The organism is Nonomuraea sp. C10, from assembly GCF_008017515.1.
GTDB classification, from domain to species: Bacteria; Actinomycetota; Actinomycetes; order Streptosporangiales; family Streptosporangiaceae; genus Nonomuraea; species Nonomuraea ferruginea.
On sequence record NZ_VPFF01000001.1, the window covers coordinates 882,079 to 897,979 of the forward strand.

The 15,901-nt window shown below is 72.1% G+C and carries 14 protein-coding genes; 9 read left to right on the forward strand and 5 right to left on the reverse strand.

What is annotated here, in order from left to right:
• Positions 1-128 precede the first annotated feature (128 nt).
• Positions 129-1,241: an aromatic ring-hydroxylating dioxygenase subunit alpha gene (locus tag FR742_RS04130; RefSeq protein ID WP_261808350.1), complete on the forward strand. Its 1,113-nt coding sequence runs from the start codon at positions 129-131 to the stop codon at positions 1,239-1,241.
• Here FR742_RS04130 and FR742_RS04135 read toward each other — a convergent pair.
• The gene (locus tag FR742_RS04135; protein ID WP_246639423.1) at positions 1,208-1,768 is read right to left on the reverse strand and encodes a DUF1707 domain-containing protein; all 561 of its coding nucleotides are present in this window, start codon (positions 1,766-1,768) and stop codon (positions 1,208-1,210) included. The genes FR742_RS04130 and FR742_RS04135 overlap by 34 nt on opposite strands.
• Positions 1,769-1,950: 182 nt before the next feature.
• On the opposite strand from FR742_RS04135, the gene FR742_RS04140 reads away from it, so the two are divergent.
• The 8 genes from FR742_RS04140 to FR742_RS04175 all read left to right on the forward strand — a co-directional run bounded on the left by FR742_RS04140 (position 1,951) and on the right by FR742_RS04175 (position 9,482).
• Positions 1,951-2,874: an anti-sigma factor RsbA family regulatory protein gene (locus tag FR742_RS04140; RefSeq protein ID WP_148029678.1), complete on the forward strand. Its 924-nt coding sequence runs from the start codon at positions 1,951-1,953 to the stop codon at positions 2,872-2,874.
• Positions 2,875-3,042: 168 nt separating this feature from the next.
• Positions 3,043-3,663 carry a DUF998 domain-containing protein gene (locus tag FR742_RS04145; RefSeq protein ID WP_148029679.1) on the forward strand — a complete coding sequence of 207 codons (621 nt, stop codon included), beginning with the start codon at positions 3,043-3,045 and terminating at the stop codon, positions 3,661-3,663.
• Between the two features lie 28 nt (positions 3,664-3,691).
• Positions 3,692-4,150, forward strand: a complete 459-nt coding sequence (locus tag FR742_RS04150; protein WP_148029680.1) for a universal stress protein — start codon at positions 3,692-3,694, stop codon at positions 4,148-4,150.
• An 87-nt stretch (positions 4,151-4,237) separates the two neighbouring features.
• A complete protein-coding gene (locus FR742_RS04155; protein ID WP_222708832.1) occupies positions 4,238-5,497 on the forward strand; it encodes an APC family permease in 1,260 nt (419 codons plus the stop codon).
• Between the two features lie 196 nt (positions 5,498-5,693).
• Positions 5,694-7,118, forward strand: coding sequence for a methionine--tRNA ligase (locus FR742_RS04160; protein WP_148029681.1), 1,425 nt, complete (start codon positions 5,694-5,696; stop codon positions 7,116-7,118).
• A gap of 58 nt (positions 7,119-7,176) precedes the next feature.
• Positions 7,177-8,151: a phosphotriesterase gene (locus tag FR742_RS04165; RefSeq protein WP_148029682.1), complete on the forward strand. Its 975-nt coding sequence runs from the start codon at positions 7,177-7,179 to the stop codon at positions 8,149-8,151.
• 41 nt (positions 8,152-8,192) lie between these two features.
• The gene (locus tag FR742_RS04170) at positions 8,193-8,579 is read left to right on the forward strand and encodes an STAS domain-containing protein (protein ID WP_148029683.1); all 387 of its coding nucleotides are present in this window, start codon (positions 8,193-8,195) and stop codon (positions 8,577-8,579) included.
• Between the two features lie 9 nt (positions 8,580-8,588).
• On the forward strand, positions 8,589-9,482 hold the full coding sequence (locus FR742_RS04175) for an RNA polymerase sigma factor RpoD/SigA (RefSeq protein ID WP_148029684.1): 894 nt from the start codon (positions 8,589-8,591) through the stop codon (positions 9,480-9,482).
• 371 nt (positions 9,483-9,853) lie between these two features.
• On the opposite strand, the gene FR742_RS04180 is transcribed toward FR742_RS04175, so the two are convergent.
• The 4 genes from FR742_RS04180 to FR742_RS04195 all read right to left on the reverse strand — a co-directional run bounded on the left by FR742_RS04180 (position 9,854) and on the right by FR742_RS04195 (position 15,813).
• The gene (locus tag FR742_RS04180; RefSeq protein WP_148029685.1) at positions 9,854-11,005 is read right to left on the reverse strand and encodes a hypothetical protein; all 1,152 of its coding nucleotides are present in this window, start codon (positions 11,003-11,005) and stop codon (positions 9,854-9,856) included.
• Between the two features lie 475 nt (positions 11,006-11,480).
• Positions 11,481-14,048 carry a Tex family protein gene (locus FR742_RS04185; protein ID WP_148029686.1) on the reverse strand — a complete coding sequence of 856 codons (2,568 nt, stop codon included), beginning with the start codon at positions 14,046-14,048 and terminating at the stop codon, positions 11,481-11,483.
• Between the two features lie 28 nt (positions 14,049-14,076).
• Positions 14,077-15,240: an amidohydrolase gene (locus tag FR742_RS04190; protein ID WP_148029687.1), complete on the reverse strand. Its 1,164-nt coding sequence runs from the start codon at positions 15,238-15,240 to the stop codon at positions 14,077-14,079.
• 138 nt (positions 15,241-15,378) lie between these two features.
• Positions 15,379-15,813 carry an RpiB/LacA/LacB family sugar-phosphate isomerase gene (locus tag FR742_RS04195; RefSeq protein ID WP_148029688.1) on the reverse strand — a complete coding sequence of 145 codons (435 nt, stop codon included), beginning with the start codon at positions 15,811-15,813 and terminating at the stop codon, positions 15,379-15,381.
• Positions 15,814-15,901 lie beyond the last annotated feature (88 nt).

Below are 15,901 nucleotides of genomic sequence, written 5' to 3' on the forward strand. Positions count from 1 at the left end.
CCAGTGTGGAACGCCGTGACCAGCCCCGGCGCGCGCCGCCCCGGATGCCTCTTGACACGCCCCGAGGCCGACCCGAATATGTCGCATATAGAGCAACTCGGTGCGTATTACGCAACAAGGAGTGTCCCTTGACCAGCACATCGAGTCTGATCTCCACGCTGCCCGGACGCTCCTACACCGACCCGGCGCTGTTCGTGGCGGAACAGGCCAGGATCTTCGAGGTCCTGTGGTTCTGCGCGCTCCGTTCGGACGAACTCGCCAGACCCGGGGCGTTCAGGACCGTCCAGGTCGGCAGGGAGAGCGTGATCGTGGTCCGGGGCCGGGACGGGGAGCTGCGCGCGTTCCTGAACGTCTGCAGGCACCGCGGCGCCCGGCTCTGCGTGGAGGAGACGGGCGAGGTCAAGCGCACGCTCAAGTGCCCGTACCACGCCTGGGCCTACGACCTCGACGGCCGCCTGGCCGCAGCGCCCAACCTGGTCAAGATGCCCGACGTGGACCGCGTCGAGTACGGCCTGGTCCCGGTGGCCCTGCGCGAGTGGCTCGGCTACGCCTGGGTCTGCCTCGCCGACCAGCCGCCCTCGTTCGAGGACACGGTGATGCACGCGGCCACGGAACGGCTCGGCGACCCGGCCGCCATCGAGCACTACCAGACCGACAAGCTCGCCCTCGGCCGCCGCATCCGCTACGACGTGCGGGCCAACTGGAAGCTGATCGTCGAGAACTTCATGGAGTGCTACCACTGCGCGACCATCCACCCCGAGCTCACGGCCGTGCTGCCCGAGTTCGCCGGCGGATACGCCGCCCAGTACTACGTGGGCCACGGCGCCGAGTTCGCCGAGCGCGTGCAGGGCTTCACCGTCGACGGCAGCCCCGGCTTCGGCAAGCTGCCCGACGTCTCCGCCGAGCAGGACCGGCGCTACTACGCGATCACCGTCAAGCCGCAGGTGTTCGTCAACCTGGTGCCCGACCACGTCATCGTGCACCGGATGTTCCCGATGGCCGTGGACCGCACGGTCGTGGAGTGCGACTGGCTCTACCACCCCGACGTGGTGGCCTCGGGAGCCGACCTGTCGCTGTCGGTCGAGCTGTTCCACCGGGTCAACGAGCAGGACTTCGACGCCTGCGAGCGGACCCAGCCCGGGATGTACTCGCGGGCCTACCGGTCAGGAGGCGTGCTGGTGCCGAGCGAGCACCACATCTCCGCCTTTCACGACTGGGTGAACCAGCGCTTGCGCGGATAGCGCACGGTCAGGCCGCCGTACTTGCTCTGCCCGACGATCACCAGGTGAAGGGCGCCGGGCTGCTGGCGGCCCGGCACGTCCGCGACGCTCGTGCTGCCCCAGTCGCTGCGGAACCCGTCGATGTCCGCCGACGCGCCCGGCGGCAGCACGATCTTGGCCGCTCCGTACTTCAGGTCGAACGCGACCTCGACCACCCGGTGCGGAACCACGGCCTCGGTGAAGTCGAGGTGGACGGCGCCGTGCTTGGAGGCGATCCGCAGCCGTCGCGGGACCGCCCAGTCGCCGGTGCGCCGGATGCTGTCGTGGGTGCTCTCCAGGGTCACCTCGTCGCGCGCCGGCCCGGCCGCCGCCGCGGGCAGGTCGTCGACCAGGGCGACCAGATCTCCGTAGACCTTGGCGCTCAACGCCCTCTCCAGGCGCTCCTCCAGCTCGAACTGGTCGAGCCGACCCTCGGTGAACGCCTGCTGCAGCTGCTGGGTGATGCGCTCCCGGTCCGCGTCCGAGGCGCGCATCCGCAATTCCGACATACTCCGAGCATAGGGATCGGAAACCTAGAACGGGAGTTGGCGGCCGGATGGGGTGCGCAGATCCAGGGAGAACGCTGGACGCGGCTGGCGGGGTCGCCGGACGACCCGGTATCTCTTCACACTGAGGGGGTACCCCCAACGAGGTGCCTTGAAGTCGTCAATTCCGGGTAGCTTGAATCACGATGGTGGCCGAATCCTTCTCTCACCCGGCCCTCTTCTACAGAGGCGACCGGGAATACACGGCTGCCGTCACGGCCTTCGTGCGCGAGGGCCTGGCGGCCGGTGAGCCCGTCGCCGTCGCGGTGCCCGGTCCCAAGCTGGAGCTGCTGGAGCGGGAGCTGGGCGCCGACGCCGCCCGTGTCCTCATGCTCGACATGAACCGGGAGGGCCGCAACCCCGGCCGCATCATCCCCGGCGTGCTGCTCGACTTCGCCGACCGCCACCGCGACGCCCACGTCCGCATCGTCGGCGAGCCGATCTGGCCTGACCGGACCGACACCGAATACCCCGCGTGCGCCCAGCACGAGGCGCTGATCAACTTCGCGTTCGAGGGCCGCGACGTCACGATCCTGTGCCCGTACGACGCCGAGGGGCTCACCGCCGAGGTGCTCCGCGAGGCGGAGCTCACCCACCCGGTGCTGCTCGACGCCGCCGGCGAGCGGCCGAGCGGCAGCTACGCCCCGCGGCTCGTCGTCGACGGCCACAACCGGCCGCTCGCCGACCCCGACGACTTCGTCTCGCTCCGCTTCGACCACGACAACCTGGCCGCCGCCCGCGGCCTCGCCGCCACCGCGGCGGCCGAGATGGGGTTCGGCGGCCACCGGCTCGACGACGTCCGCCTGGTGGTCGCCGAGCTGGGCGCCAACAGCCTCGACCACGGCGGCGGCGCCGGTCTCATCCGGGTGTGGCGCGAGGGCGACCGCCTGGTCTGCGAGGTGAGCGACGCCGGCCACATCGCCGACCCGCTGGCCGGGCGCAGGCCGGTCGACCCGCAGGTGGCGGGCTCGCGCGGGCTGCTCATCGTCAACCTGCTCAGCGATCTGGTCCGGGTCCACACCCGCGCGGGAGCGACCGTCGTCCGCGTCTACTTCGACGCGCCGCGCTGACGTCCGCCCCACCCTCCCTGATCGGGCCCGCCCTACCCAGGGTCGGGTCCTCGCAGGTCAGGGCAGGGTCTTAGGGGGTGATCCGACCTAAGTACTAAGGGATCGACCAGGGAGCGCTGGGGCTCTTCTCCGATACTCCGCGAGGCCGCGTGCCACGACGTTGGAAGCATGAAGGGATTGCTTGCCAGCGGATTCACGGCCATCGGCACCGGCACCGGCACCATGGTCGCCCTGCACGCCGAGGCGGGGCTCGACCCGATGCACACCGTCATCAGCGAGTACGCCTTCCAGGCGGCCGGCTGGCTGCTGCCGCTGTCGCTGACTCTCTTCGCGGCGGGCGCGGCCCTGATCGCCGAGGCGCTGCGCCGGTCCGGCGCGGACCGGTGGGTGGTGGCGCTGCTGGCCGTGTGGGGAGCGAGCATGTTCCTGGTCGGCGCCTTCCCGACCGACGAGCCCGGGCTGCCGCTGTCCTTCTCGGGGGCCGTCCACCGCTATGCCGCCTTCGTCGCGTTCCTGGTGATGCCGCTGGCCGGACTGCTGCTGGCCAGGGCGCGGATCCGGTACGCCGGATGGGTGCGGGTGCTCAGCATGGTGGCCCTGGGCGCGCTGGTGATGGTCGTGATCCCGTACGCGGTGCGGATGTTGGGCATCCCGCTGGAGAACGACGACTTCCCCGCCGGGCTGATCCAGCGGACCGTGGTGATCACCGAGCTGGGCGTGCTGGCGCTGGCCGGCCTGTCGATGCCGGGACGGCCCGCCCGCCGCTCGACGGCCCCGGCCCTGGCGTAATCGCCCCGCCTTTCGGTAGAGGACGGGCATGACGATTCTGATCGCGTACGACGGATCCGACGACGCCAAGGCGGCCATCGAGTGCTGCGGGAAGATGTTCCCCGGCCGGGACGCCGTGGTGCTGACCGTGTGGGAGCGGCTGGCGATGACCACCGCGCGGGCCTCCGCCGGCCTGGTGATGGTCGTGGACACCTCGCCCGCCGAGGAGGAGGCGATCCAGCGGGCCATGACCGAGCTGGCCGGACAGGGGACCGAGCGGGCGCGCGCGGCGGGGCTGGAGGCACGTCCGCGCTGTGAGCCGGACGCGCCGGCCGTGTGGGCGACCATCGTGGACGTGGCCGACGAGCTCGACGCCGAGCTGATCGTGACCGGCACGCGCGGGCTCGGCGGGGTGCGGTCGCTGCTGCTCGGCAGCACCTCGGACCGGGTGCTGCACCACGCGGGCCGGCCGGTGCTGGTCGTGCCGGGCCCGAGACCCGCCGAATAGCACGCTGTTCAGCCGCTGTTCTCCCGCCGTGGGTTGATCGCGCCGGTCCGATGCGGCAGAGTGCGCCGGACGGTGAGGGAGGGGTGCGTGGGCGAAGGGCTGGCCAGGCGACTGGGCACCGGTGACGCGGTCGTCGTGGGATTGAGCGCGATGGTCGGGGCCGGGGTGTTCGCCGTGTTCGCGCCGGCGGCCGGGGCCGCCGGGTCGTGGCTGCTCGCCGCGCTCGGGCTGGCCGCCGTCGTGGCCTACTGCAACGCCACCTCCTCCGCCCGCCTGGCGGCCCGCCACCCGGAGTCGGGCGGGACCTACGTGTACGGGCGGCGCAGGCTGGGAACCTTCTGGGGCTACCTCGCGGGGTGGGGGTTCACCGTCGGCAAGACGGCCTCCTGCGCGGCCATGGCGCTGACCTTCGGCGCGTACGCCGCGCCCGGCCTGGCCAGGCCGCTGGCCGTCGGCGCGGTCGTCGTGCTGACGGCACTCAACCTGTTCGGGGTGCGGCGGTCGGCGGGGGCGGCGCGGATCATGGTCGGGTTCGTGCTGCTGGTGCTGGCCGCCGTCGTGGCGGTGGCGTTCCTGCCGGACCTGGTCGCCGGTCCCGCGTACGACCAGCCGCCGGGCCTCCGCATGTTCCTCGATCCCGAGGTGACCGGGTGGGGCGTGCTCCAGGGGGCCGGTCTGCTGTTCTTCGCGTTCGCCGGATATGCGCGCATCGCCACGCTGGGGGAGGAGGTCCGCGACCCCGGCCGGACGATCCCGCGCGCCATCGGCGTCGCGCTCGGCCTCACGCTGGTGGTGTACGCGCTGGTCGCCGTGGCCGCGCTGGACACGCTCGGGCCGGGGATGCTCGCCCAGTCCGCCGAGCCGCTGGTGGACGTGGTGAAGATGGCCGGTGCGCTGTGGCTGGAGCCGGTGGTGCGGGCCGGCGCGGCGGTGGCGGCGCTCGGCGCGCTGCTCGCGCTGCTGCTCGGCGTCTCGCGCACGGTGCTCGCCATGGCCCGCGAGCGCGACCTGCCCGGCGCGCTCGCCGCCGTCGACCCCGTCCACCAGGCGCCGCGCCGGGCCGAACTGGCGGTGGGTGCGGCCGTGGTGGTGCTCGTGCTCGTCGCCGACCTGCGGGAGGCGATCGGGTTCTCGTCCTTCGGGGTGCTCGTCTACTACGCGATCGCGAACGCCGCCGCCCTGACCCTGCGCCCCGACGAGGGCGCGCCGCCGAAGGCGGTGCCGGTGCTCGGGCTGGCGCTCTGCCTCCTGCTCGCCGCCACCCTGCCGGTGGCGTCGGTGGTGGCCGGGCTGGTCATGTTCGCCGTCGGCACGGCGCTGTGGGCCCTGCGCCGCCGCCGGGCCTGAGCCGCCCGCTTCCTCGTACGCCTGCTTCCTCGTACGCGGAAAATGGCGGGAGACGCGTGGGGCCGATCGGTACGATGGCGGCATGACGGCGTTCGCGGTGATGACGGCCCCCTAGCGGGGTTCACCGGACGACGTCCTTCACGAGGCCCTGCGAGCGGGGCCTCTCGTCGTGTCAGGGGTCCCCGGGAGGCACCCGATGTACATCACGACGACCATTCCCTATGTGAACGCCCGCCCGCATCTCGGGTTCGCGCTGGAGATCGTGCAGGCCGACGTGCTGGCCCGCCACCATCGGCGGCGCGGCGAGCCGGTGCGGTTCCAGACCGGGACCGACGACAACTCGCTGAAGAACGTGCTGGCGGCGGAGGCGGCGGGCGTGCCGGTGCGCGAGCTGGTCGACCGCAACGCCGCCGCGTTCGAGGGCCTGCGCGGGCCGCTTGACCTGTCGTTCGACGCGTTCGTCCGGACCAGCTCCCACCCGGGACACCGGGCCGGGGTGGAGCGCCTGTGGCGGGCGACCGCGCACGACCTCTACCGCAGGCACTACGAAGGGCTCTACTGCGTCGGCTGCGAGGCGTTCTATCCGGAGGAACCCTGCCCTGAGGGGCACCCGGAACCGCTGCGGCGGGTGTCGGAGGAGAACTGGTTCTTCCGGCTGTCCCGCTACCGCGAACCGCTGCTGGACCTGATCAGGAGCGGCACCCCGGCGATCGAGCCGGTCAGCCGCAGGAACGAGGTGCTGGCGTTCCTGGAGTCCGGCCTGGAGGACATCAGCGTCTCGCGGTCGGCGGAGCGCTCGCGCGGCTGGGGCATCCCGGTGCCCGGCGACCCCGGCCAGGTGGTGTACGTGTGGTGGGACGCGCTGGCCAACTACATCACCGCGCTGGACGGCGACGACTACGGACGCTGGTGGGAGCGCGAGCCCCGCAGGCTCCACCTCATGGGCAAGGGCGTGATCCGCTTCCACGCCGTGTACTGGCCGGCCATGCTGCTCTCGGCCGGGCTGCCTCTGCCCACGCGGATCTTCGTGCACGACTACGTCACCGCGGGCGGGCGCAAGATCAGCAAGTCCGGGGGCGCGACGGCCGACCCGGTGGCGCTGTCGGCCGCGTACGGGGTGGACGCGGTGCGGTGGTGGCTGCTGCGCGAGGTGCCGCGCGTCGGCGACGCCGACTTCACCGAGGAGCGGCTGATCGCCCGCGCCGACGAGGACCTCGCCAACGGCGCCGGCAACCTGGTCAACCGGGTCGTCACGATGGTGCACAGGTTCCGCGACGGGCGGGTGCCCGACGCCCGGCCGGAGCCGCTGGAGGCGGCCGGCCGCGCGGGGGAGCGGGTGCACGAGGCGCTGGAGGCGTTCGACTTCCGGCGGGCGGCGGCCGCCGTGCAGGCGATCGTCGAGGAGGCCAACCAGTACGTGGAGCGGACGCGGCCGTGGAAGCAGGATCCCGGCGGGCGCGACGCCTCCCTGGCGACGCTGGTGCACGCCTGCCGGGAGCTCGCCGTACAACTGGAGCCCTTCCTGCCCACGGCGGCGCGCCGGGTGGCCGCGGCGGTGCGCGAGGAGGACGGGCGGCTGCCGCGGCCGGCGCCGCTCTTCCCCCGGCTGGGCGGCGGTTGACGGGGAGTCAGGGGCCGCTTACGGTGGCGCGGGAAGATCCGCCGGCACGGAGGTGGCCATGCCCGTCGTCAGCACCGTCCGAGGCCCGGTCGACGTCGCCGAGCTCGGCCAGACCCTCATGCACGAACACATCTTCGTCGCCGCCGCCGAGCACCTGGAGAACTACGGCAGGGGCGCCTGGTGGGACGAGGAGGTCAGGGTCGCCGACGCGATCACCAAGCTGAACGCGGTGGCGGCCAAGGGGGTGCGGACGATCGTCGACCCGACCGTGTGGGGGCTCGGCCGGTACATCCCCCGCATCCAGCGGGTCGCCGCCGGGGTTCCGGACCTCAACATCGTCGTCGCCACCGGCATCTACAGCTTCGAGGAGCTGCCTCACCAGTACGAGCACCGCGGCCCGGGGCTCCTCCTCGACATGCCCGACCCGATGATCGACGACTTCGTCCGCGACCTCACCGAGGGGATCGCCGACACCGGGGTCAAGGCGGCCTTCCTCAAGTGCGTGGTCGACGAGAAGGGGCTCACCCCCGGTGTGGAGCGCATCTGCCGCGCCGTCGCCCAGGCGCACGTGCGCACCGGGGCGCCGATCACCGTGCACACCAACTCGCCCGCGCAGAGCGGGATCGTCGCGCTCGACCTGTTCGCGAAGGAGGGGGTGGACCTGACCAAGGTGGTGGTCGGCCACGCCGGCGACAGTAACGATCTGGACTACTTGCGGCGGCTCGCCGACACCGGGGCGACGCTCGGCATGGACCGGTTCGGGCTCGACCTCTACAACCCGACGCCGCAGCGCGTGGCCACGATCGCGGCGCTGTGCGAGCGCGGCTACACCGACCGGATGGTGCTCAGCCACGACGCGTCCTGCTTCATGGACTACTTCCCCAACGAGTGGGACATGGTCGGCGTCATCGCTCCCAACTGGCGCTATGACCACATTCACGATGATGTGCTTCCCGCTCTGCGTGAGGCGGGTGTGACGGATGGGCAGATCGAGCAGATGCTGGTGTTCAACCCCCGTCGATACTTCTCGTAAAGTAAGGGGAAGTCAGACGCAACGCAGGTAGGTGGAGCTGGGTGACTTCGGACCAAGCCTTGTCGATCAGTCTCGGTCTCCAGGGGCCGTGCGTCATCGCGAGGCTGACGGGCGACTTCGACTTCGGCTCCGCCGCTGAAGTACGCGACCGAGTCACCAAGGCTCTCGACCTCACCCAACCGCCGATGCTCGTGATCGACATGCAGGCGGTCAGCGTCTGCGACTCCTCCGGCCTGTCCGTGCTGGTCTACCTGCACAAGGCCGTCACCGCCTCCGGCGGCAAGCTGCTGCTGTCCGGGCTCAACGGCCGGTGCAAGCACCTGTTCGCGATCACCGCGCTCGACAAGTTCTTCGACATCAGGACGACCGCCGAGCTGGCCATCGCCGAGCTGAGCGAAGAGGGGAATTCGCCGCCCTTTACCGGGTAGTCGCCTCGCATGTCGGCTGAAGAGCCCGATCTGCTCGGCCTCTACCTGCAGCAGATCGGCGTGATCCCCCTGCTCTCCGCCGCGGACGAGGTCGACCTGGCCAAACGGATCGAGGCGGGCCTGTACGCGGGTCACCTGATCGGCCGGGGCGCGGGCTCCCCGGAGCTCGAAGACGTCCGCCGCGACGGCGAGCGTGCCAAGGAGCTGCTCATCAGGTCCAACCTGCGGCTCGTCGTGGCCGCGGCGCGCAAGTTCGCCCACCGCGGGCTGCCCATGACGGACGTCGTCCAGGAGGGCAACCTCGGGCTCATGAGGGCCGTGGAGAAGTTCGACTACCGGCGCGGATACAAGTTCTCCACCTACGGCATGTGGTGGATCCGGCAGGCCATCGAGCGCGGCATCCACGACAAGAGCCGTACGGTCCGGCTGCCGATCCACGTGGCCGAGGAGCTCGCGCGGCTGCTCACGGTGGAGCGGCGGCTCGCCGTCGAGCTCGGCCGCGACCCGGGCCTCGACGAGCTGGCCGAGGCCGCCGGGCGCTCGGTCCGGCAGGTGGCCAGGTTACGGATGCTGGCCCAGGAGACGGTCAGCCTGGACATGCCCGTCGGCGACCGGGGCGAGGGCAGGATCGGCGACCTGATCGCCGACGAGGACGGCCTGGAGGTGCAGGAGCTCACCGAACGCCGCGCGCTCGGCGCCGAGCTGAACCGGCTCGTCACGTCGCTGCCGCCGCGCGAGGCGTACATCATCAGGCTGCGGTTCGGGCTGGCCGGGCGCGAGATCATGACTTATACGGAGATCGCCGCGCAGATGGGGCTGACCAGGGAGCGCATCCGGCAGTTGGAGAAGCAGGCGTTCAAACGCCTGCGGGAAGGCGGACCGCTGCTCGCCTGGGCATCATGAGCCGAAATATCGGCAAATGTGGACGTTGACCTTGCTCCCGATCTGGTGGTTAATCAGGATGCCGCTTTCAACAGGGGGAGGCGGCGGCCGGTCAGTCATGGGGGCACCAGTGCGCAGACGCCATGCCGGAAATCGCGCCACGACGCTGTCGAGGCTCTGGAGACGCTGGCTCGACGGAGAGATCCGCTTCGACCTGCGCGCGTTGAGGGTGAGGGCCAGGGGCGAAACGCCCCTGGCTGTCAGGAGGTGACCAGCAGGGCCAGGCCGATGAGAACCACGACCGGCACGAGCCAGACGACCGCCTCGGCAGCGAACTCCTTGTACATCGTGTAGATCTCCCTCTCAACGCCCGGGCGGGGGCAGCGTGAACGTCACTGCACACCATAGCCGCCCCCCGCCGGTGGATCGGCCCCCGGCTCCTCCGTCCGGCTCGCGGCGATGCGCTTGGCGAGGCCGGCGAGCGACTCGTCGGCCATCAGCGCGGGCAACCTGGGGGCCTCCGCGGCGATCCGGTCGTGGATCTCCTCGTGGTCGCCCAGGTGGCGGGTCCAGGCCCGCAGGACCTCCGGCATCGCGGCGATCGCCGCGTCGCTCAGGATCGCCTCGCGGGGCAGCCACGAGGTGAGGAACGCCGACACCCTGGCCGGGCTCCACCACAGCGGCCGCGCGCCCAGGAACTCGGCCAGCGCGCCGAACGCCTCGTCCGCCCCGGGCGTGTCGGGCAGGGCGTCGAAAGCGGTGAACGTCTCGTCGGGCGCGTGACGTACCGGATCGGGGACGGACCGGGCGCGTGCAAGCGCGAGCGGGCGGACGGCGGGCAGGGTGTCGGCCACCTCCGCGCCCATGAGCAGGTCCGTCACCTCGAACGCGTCCAGCACCCGCCCCGCCACGACGTCCGCCGGCGCCCGCGCCAGGTCGAGGTCGTCGAGGAACTTCGGCTCCTCCACCACTGCGTCCACCGCCAGCCCGCCGTGCGCCTGGTCGATGCCCACCACCAGCAGATGCGGCTCCCTGCCGTCGGCATAACGGAACGCGAGCGCGGCCAGCACCTGCTCGCCGTGCCGATCACCCCTGCCGTACCACGCCCCCTCGCACACCACCTCCCCCATCCGGGCCGCCCACCTGGGCAACCACTCCAACGCCTCCCGCCCTGCCACGGCGAGATCGACACCGTACGGGGGAGGTGTCCGTGGGACGGTCGCCGTTAGATCGTCGGGTTCTTCGTCCTCCCGGGCGGCGGCGGTGAGATCGTCGCGTTCTTCGTCCGAGGTCGGTGTCTCCTGGACGGCCTCGGCGTCGTACGGCGTCGCGCTGGCGGTCGTGGTGAGGTCGTCCGGGAGTTCGAGCGTGGCCAGGGCCGCTATCGCGAGTCTCGCCTCGGGACGCTCGGAACCGGCCAGTTCGCCCAGCAGGTCAGGGTCGCCCTCGGACACCAGGCGGGCCGCCCAGAGCTCGGTGCGCAGCGGCGAACGCCACCGGAGGAGGTCACGGGCCTGCTCGATCGCGCGGTCGTACGTGGTCACCTTCCGACCGTATCGTCCCACCGGTCATGACAGCCGTCACCGCCGGTCCGGGTCGCCGCTCGTCCCTGGCGATGTCCATCCACAGTCCCACCGCGCGTCACGCGGAAATCGAGATGTCGGGCTGCGTGATCCTCCCGCGCGGCGGGAGAACGGAGAACGTCCTCTTTCTTAGCCGCCGGATCCTCACAAGCGGTACGTGGAGACGGAGAACGTCTCCTCATCCGGGCGGAGCGCGGCGTCTGGAACGCCGGTCAGCGGACCTGCACCCATGGTCGATCTTGAGGATGTGCGACAGGACTAGGCCGTGTGGTGCCGATCAGGTACTGGGGGACGGGCACGCCGTACTGACCGGGCTTGGGGTTGTGGACTGCCATGACGCGCGCGTGCACTTGGCGACGATGGTCACGGCGTCCGACGTGGGCGGGATTGACCACAGCTCCGGCCTCCCGGACCGGGTGTCCGGGAGGCCGGGTGGTTACTTGTCGTTGCCGGTGAGGCCGGCCTTGCGGAGGGCCTCGGCCATGGCGCCCGTGGGCTCGGCGCGGCGCTGGGACTGGCCGCGGCGGTCGCGCTGGGCGTTGCCGCGCTGGTTGCCCTCGCCTCCGCCGCGCCGGTCGCCCTTGGCGTCGCGGCGGGCGTCTCCGCGAGCACCGTCGCCCCGGGTGCCGTTACCGCGAGACCCGTCTCCTCGGGCGGCCCCGCCGCGGGCTCCATCGCCCCGGGTGCCGTTGCCGCGAGAGCCGTCCCCGGTGTTGCCGCGAGAGCCGTCTCCTCGGGCTGCGTTACCGCGAGAGCCGTCTCCTCGGGCGGCGTTACCGCGAGCGCCGTCGCCGCGAGCGCCGTCGCGGCGGGGGCCGCCGCCTCGGCCTTCGCCCCGGCCGCCGGAGGCCGCGGGCTGGGCGGCGTCGTCGTCGAGGCGGAGCGTGAGGGAGATGCGCTTGCGCGGGATGTCGACGTCCAGCACCTTGACGCGCACGATGTCGCCCGGCTTGGCGACGTCGCGCGGGTCCTTGACGAAGGTGCGCGACATGGCCGACACGTGGACCAGGCCGTCCTGGTGGACGCCGACGTCGACGAAGGCGCCGAACGCGGCCACGTTGGTGACCACGCCCTCCAGGATCATCCCCGGCTCCAGGTCGGACAGCTTCTCCACGCCCTCCTTGAAGGCCGCCGTGCGGAAGGCGGGCCGAGGGTCGCGGCCGGGCTTCTCCAGCTCGCGCAGGATGTCGGTGACCGTCGGCAGGCCGAACGTGTCGTCGGTGAACTTCGGCGGGTCGAGGGACCGCAGCGTGGCCGTGTTGCCGATCAGCGACTTGAGGTCGGTGCCGACCGCGTCGAGGATGCGGCGGACCACGGGATAGGACTCGGGGTGCACGCTGGAGGCGTCGAGCGGGTCGTCGCCGTCCTGGATGCGCAGGAAGCCCGCGCACTGCTCGAACGCCTTCGGCCCCAGCCGCGGCACGTCCTTCAGCGCCGTGCGGCCGCGGAACGGGCCGTTGGCGTCGCGGTGGCGGACGATGCTCTCGGCGAGCGTGGCGCCGATGCCCGACACGCGGGTCAGCAGCGGCGCGGAGGCGGTGTTGACGTCGACGCCCACGCCGTTGACGCAGTCTTCGACCACCGCGTCGAGCGACCGGGACAGCTTGGACTCGGCGAGGTCGTGCTGATACTGGCCGACGCCGATGGACTTCGGGTCGATCTTGACCAGCTCGGCCAGCGGGTCCTGCAGGCGGCGGGCGATCGACACCGCGCCGCGCAGCGACACGTCGAGCTCGGGCAGCTCCTGCGAGGCGTAGGCGGACGCGGAGTAGACGGACGCGCCCGCCTCCGACACCACCACCTTGGTCATCGACGGCATGAGCTTGACCAGCTCGCCGGCCAGCTTGTCGGTCTCGCGGGAGGCGGTGCCGTTGCCGATGGCGATCAGCTCGACGCCGTGGCGCTGCGCCAGCGCGCCCAGCACGGCCAGCGACTGGTCCCACTGCCGCTTGGGCTCGTGGGGGTAGACGGTCGCGGTCTCGACGACCTTGCCGGTGGCGTCGACCACGGCCACCTTGACGCCGGTGCGCAGGCCGGGGTCGAGGCCCATGGTGGGGCGGCTGCCGGCGGGCGCGGCGAGCAGCAGGTCACGCAGGTTGGTCGCGAACACCCGCACCGCTTCGTCCTCCGCCGCCTGCCACAGCCGCATCCGCAGGTCGATGCCCAGGTGGACGAGGATGCGGGTGCGCCACGCCCAGCGGACCGTCTCCCACAGCCACCCGTCGGCGGGCCTGCCCCGGTCGGAGATCCCGTAGCGGGCGGCGACCCGCAGCTCGTAGGCGGCGGTCTCCTCGGGCTCCAGCGCGACGGTGAGGACCTCCTCCTTCTCGCCGCGGAAGATGGCGAGGACGCGGTGGGAGGGAAGCTTGGTGAACGGCTCGGCGAAGTCGAAGTAGTCGGAGAACTTGGCGCCCGCCTCCTCCTTGCCGTCGCGCACCTTGGAGGTCAGCCTGCCCCGCTCCCACAGCTGCTCGCGCAGCGCGCCGATCAGGTCGGCGTCCTCGGCGAACCGCTCGATGAGGATCGCCCTGGCGCCCTCCAGCGCCGCCCCGGCGTCGGCCACGCCCTCGGTGACGAAGCCCGCGGCCGTCGCGGCGGGGTCGAGCGACGGGTCGCCGAGCAGCTGGTCGGCCAGCGGCTCCAGCCCCAGCTCACGGGCGATCTGCGCTTTGGTGCGCCGCTTCGGCTTGTAGGGCAGGTAGATGTCTTCGAGGCGGGCCTTGGTCTCGGCCGCCATGATCTGGGCGCGCAGCTCGTCGTCGAGCTTGCCCTGAGACTCGATCGACTCCAGGATCGCGGCCCGCCGCTCGTCGAGCTCACGGAGGTAGCGCAGCCGCTCTTCGAGCGTGCGCAGCTGGGCGTCGTCGAGCGCGCCGGTGACCTCCTTGCGGTAGCGCGCGATGAACGGCACGGTGGAGCCGCCGTCGAGCAGCTCTACCGCGGACCGCACCTGCCCCTCGCGCACCCCGAGCTCTTCGGCGATCCGCTGGTGAATAGAGAGCACTTGCCCTGCCTTTCGATGGTCCCGCCGGTCAATTGTGCAGGACGATGCCGTCTTTCATGACAAGAGTGCGCCCGGGGCGAACGACCACGGCCTCGGCCGGGGTGCTCGCCCCGACCACGACGAGGTCGGCCCGATCGCCCGGCGCGAGCCCGTAGCCGCGCAGGCCGAGCGCGCGGGCGCCGCCGTGGGTGGCGGCCTCCAGGGCCAGCTCGATGTCGTCGTCGCGGCGGAACGTGCTGCGGTAGGCCAGATGCATGGCCCGCTCCAGCATGTCGCCGCTGCCGAACGGGCCCCACAGGTCGCGGATGCCGTCGTGGCCGCACGCCACCGTGACGCCGGCCGCCCGCAGCGTCTTGACCGGCGGCACCGGGAAGCTGTAGACGGCGGCGGTGCAGACCGCCACGCCCGCTCCGGCGAGTCCCTCCGCCAGCTTGCCCGCCTGGGCGGCGTCGACCTGGCCGAGCGCGTACGCGTGGCTGATCGTGACCCGGCCCGCCAGGCCGAGCACGCGGGTGCGTTCGGTGATCAGCTCCACCTCCCACGCGCCCAGCGAGCCGCCGTCGTGCAGGTGGATGTCGACGTGGGCGCCGTAGCGGTCGGCCAGGCCGAAGATCAGGTCGAGGTGGCGCACGGGGTCGCGGTCGATGCCCGCCGGGTCGAGGCCGCCGACCGCCTCCACGCCGCTCTTGAGCGCCTCCTCCAGCAGCTCGGCGGTGCCGGGGTTGGTGAGCAGGCCGTGTTGCGGGAACGCCACCTGGGTCACGTCGACCGGCACCTGCGCGGCCGCCTCCCTGACCGCCTCCACGCCGCGCAACCCGGTCTGCGGGTCGATGTCGGTGTGGCTGCGCACGCTGGTGGTGCCGTACGAGCTCATCGCCCGCAGCAGGGACACCATGCGCGGCACGCTCGGGACGCCCAGCTCGCCGCGGCGGGCCAGGTCGTTGCCGATGCGGCCGGCGAGGGTGTCGTCGGCCGAGTGGGGCACCCAGGGGCCGCCGTAGAGGGTCTTGTCGAGGTGGCAGTGGGCGTCGACCAGGCCGGGCAGCACGAGCTGCCCCGCGACGTCGACGACCCGCGCGCCGGGGGCTTCGACGGACGGCGCGACGACCTCGATCACGCCGTCGCGGACGAGGACGTCGGCGGGCCCGCCGGCCCCCCAGGGCCGGCCGCCGCGCAGCAGGACGTCTGTCATGCCCTGCACCCTAAAGCGCGACACCGACGTTTTGCGGCCCTCCGCCGTCCGGGTTCGGTGGGGTGGGGGTGGGGTGACTTTGGGGTGGTTTGCGCGGCACTGACGTTTTGCGGGCCTCCGCCGTCCGGGGGTGAGGGGTCAGATGTGGTCGAGGTGGGCGACGTTGGCCTGGTCGGTTTCGTCGGTGCTCGGGGTGCCGCGCAGCCAGGCGTCGAGGATCTCGTCGAGGAGGACGTCCGAGGTGAGGCGGAGGCTGAGGGCGAGCACGTTGGCGTCGTTCCACTTGCGGGCGCCGTCGGCCGTGTAGGAGTCGACGCAGAGCGCGGCCCTGACGCCGGGCACCTTGTTGGCCGCGATGGACGCGCCGGTGCCGGTCCAGCAGCACACCACGGCCTGGTCGGCGCGGCCCTCGGCGACGTCGCGGGCCGCCGCCTCGGACGCCCACGCCCAGTCGTCGCGCTCGTCGCCGTTGAGCGCGCCGTGCGTGACCACCTCGTGGCCGCGCCGCCGCAGAACGGCCACCAGCCGCTCCGCGACCCCGTCCAGGCTGTCGGCCGCCACCGAGATCCGCATCCTGCCCTCCTCCGGCCGGGAACCTGTTCTCAGGTCTATCAGTGAAGGGCCCGATGCGAGAGCGTGACTGGCGCAATGCCGGTGTATG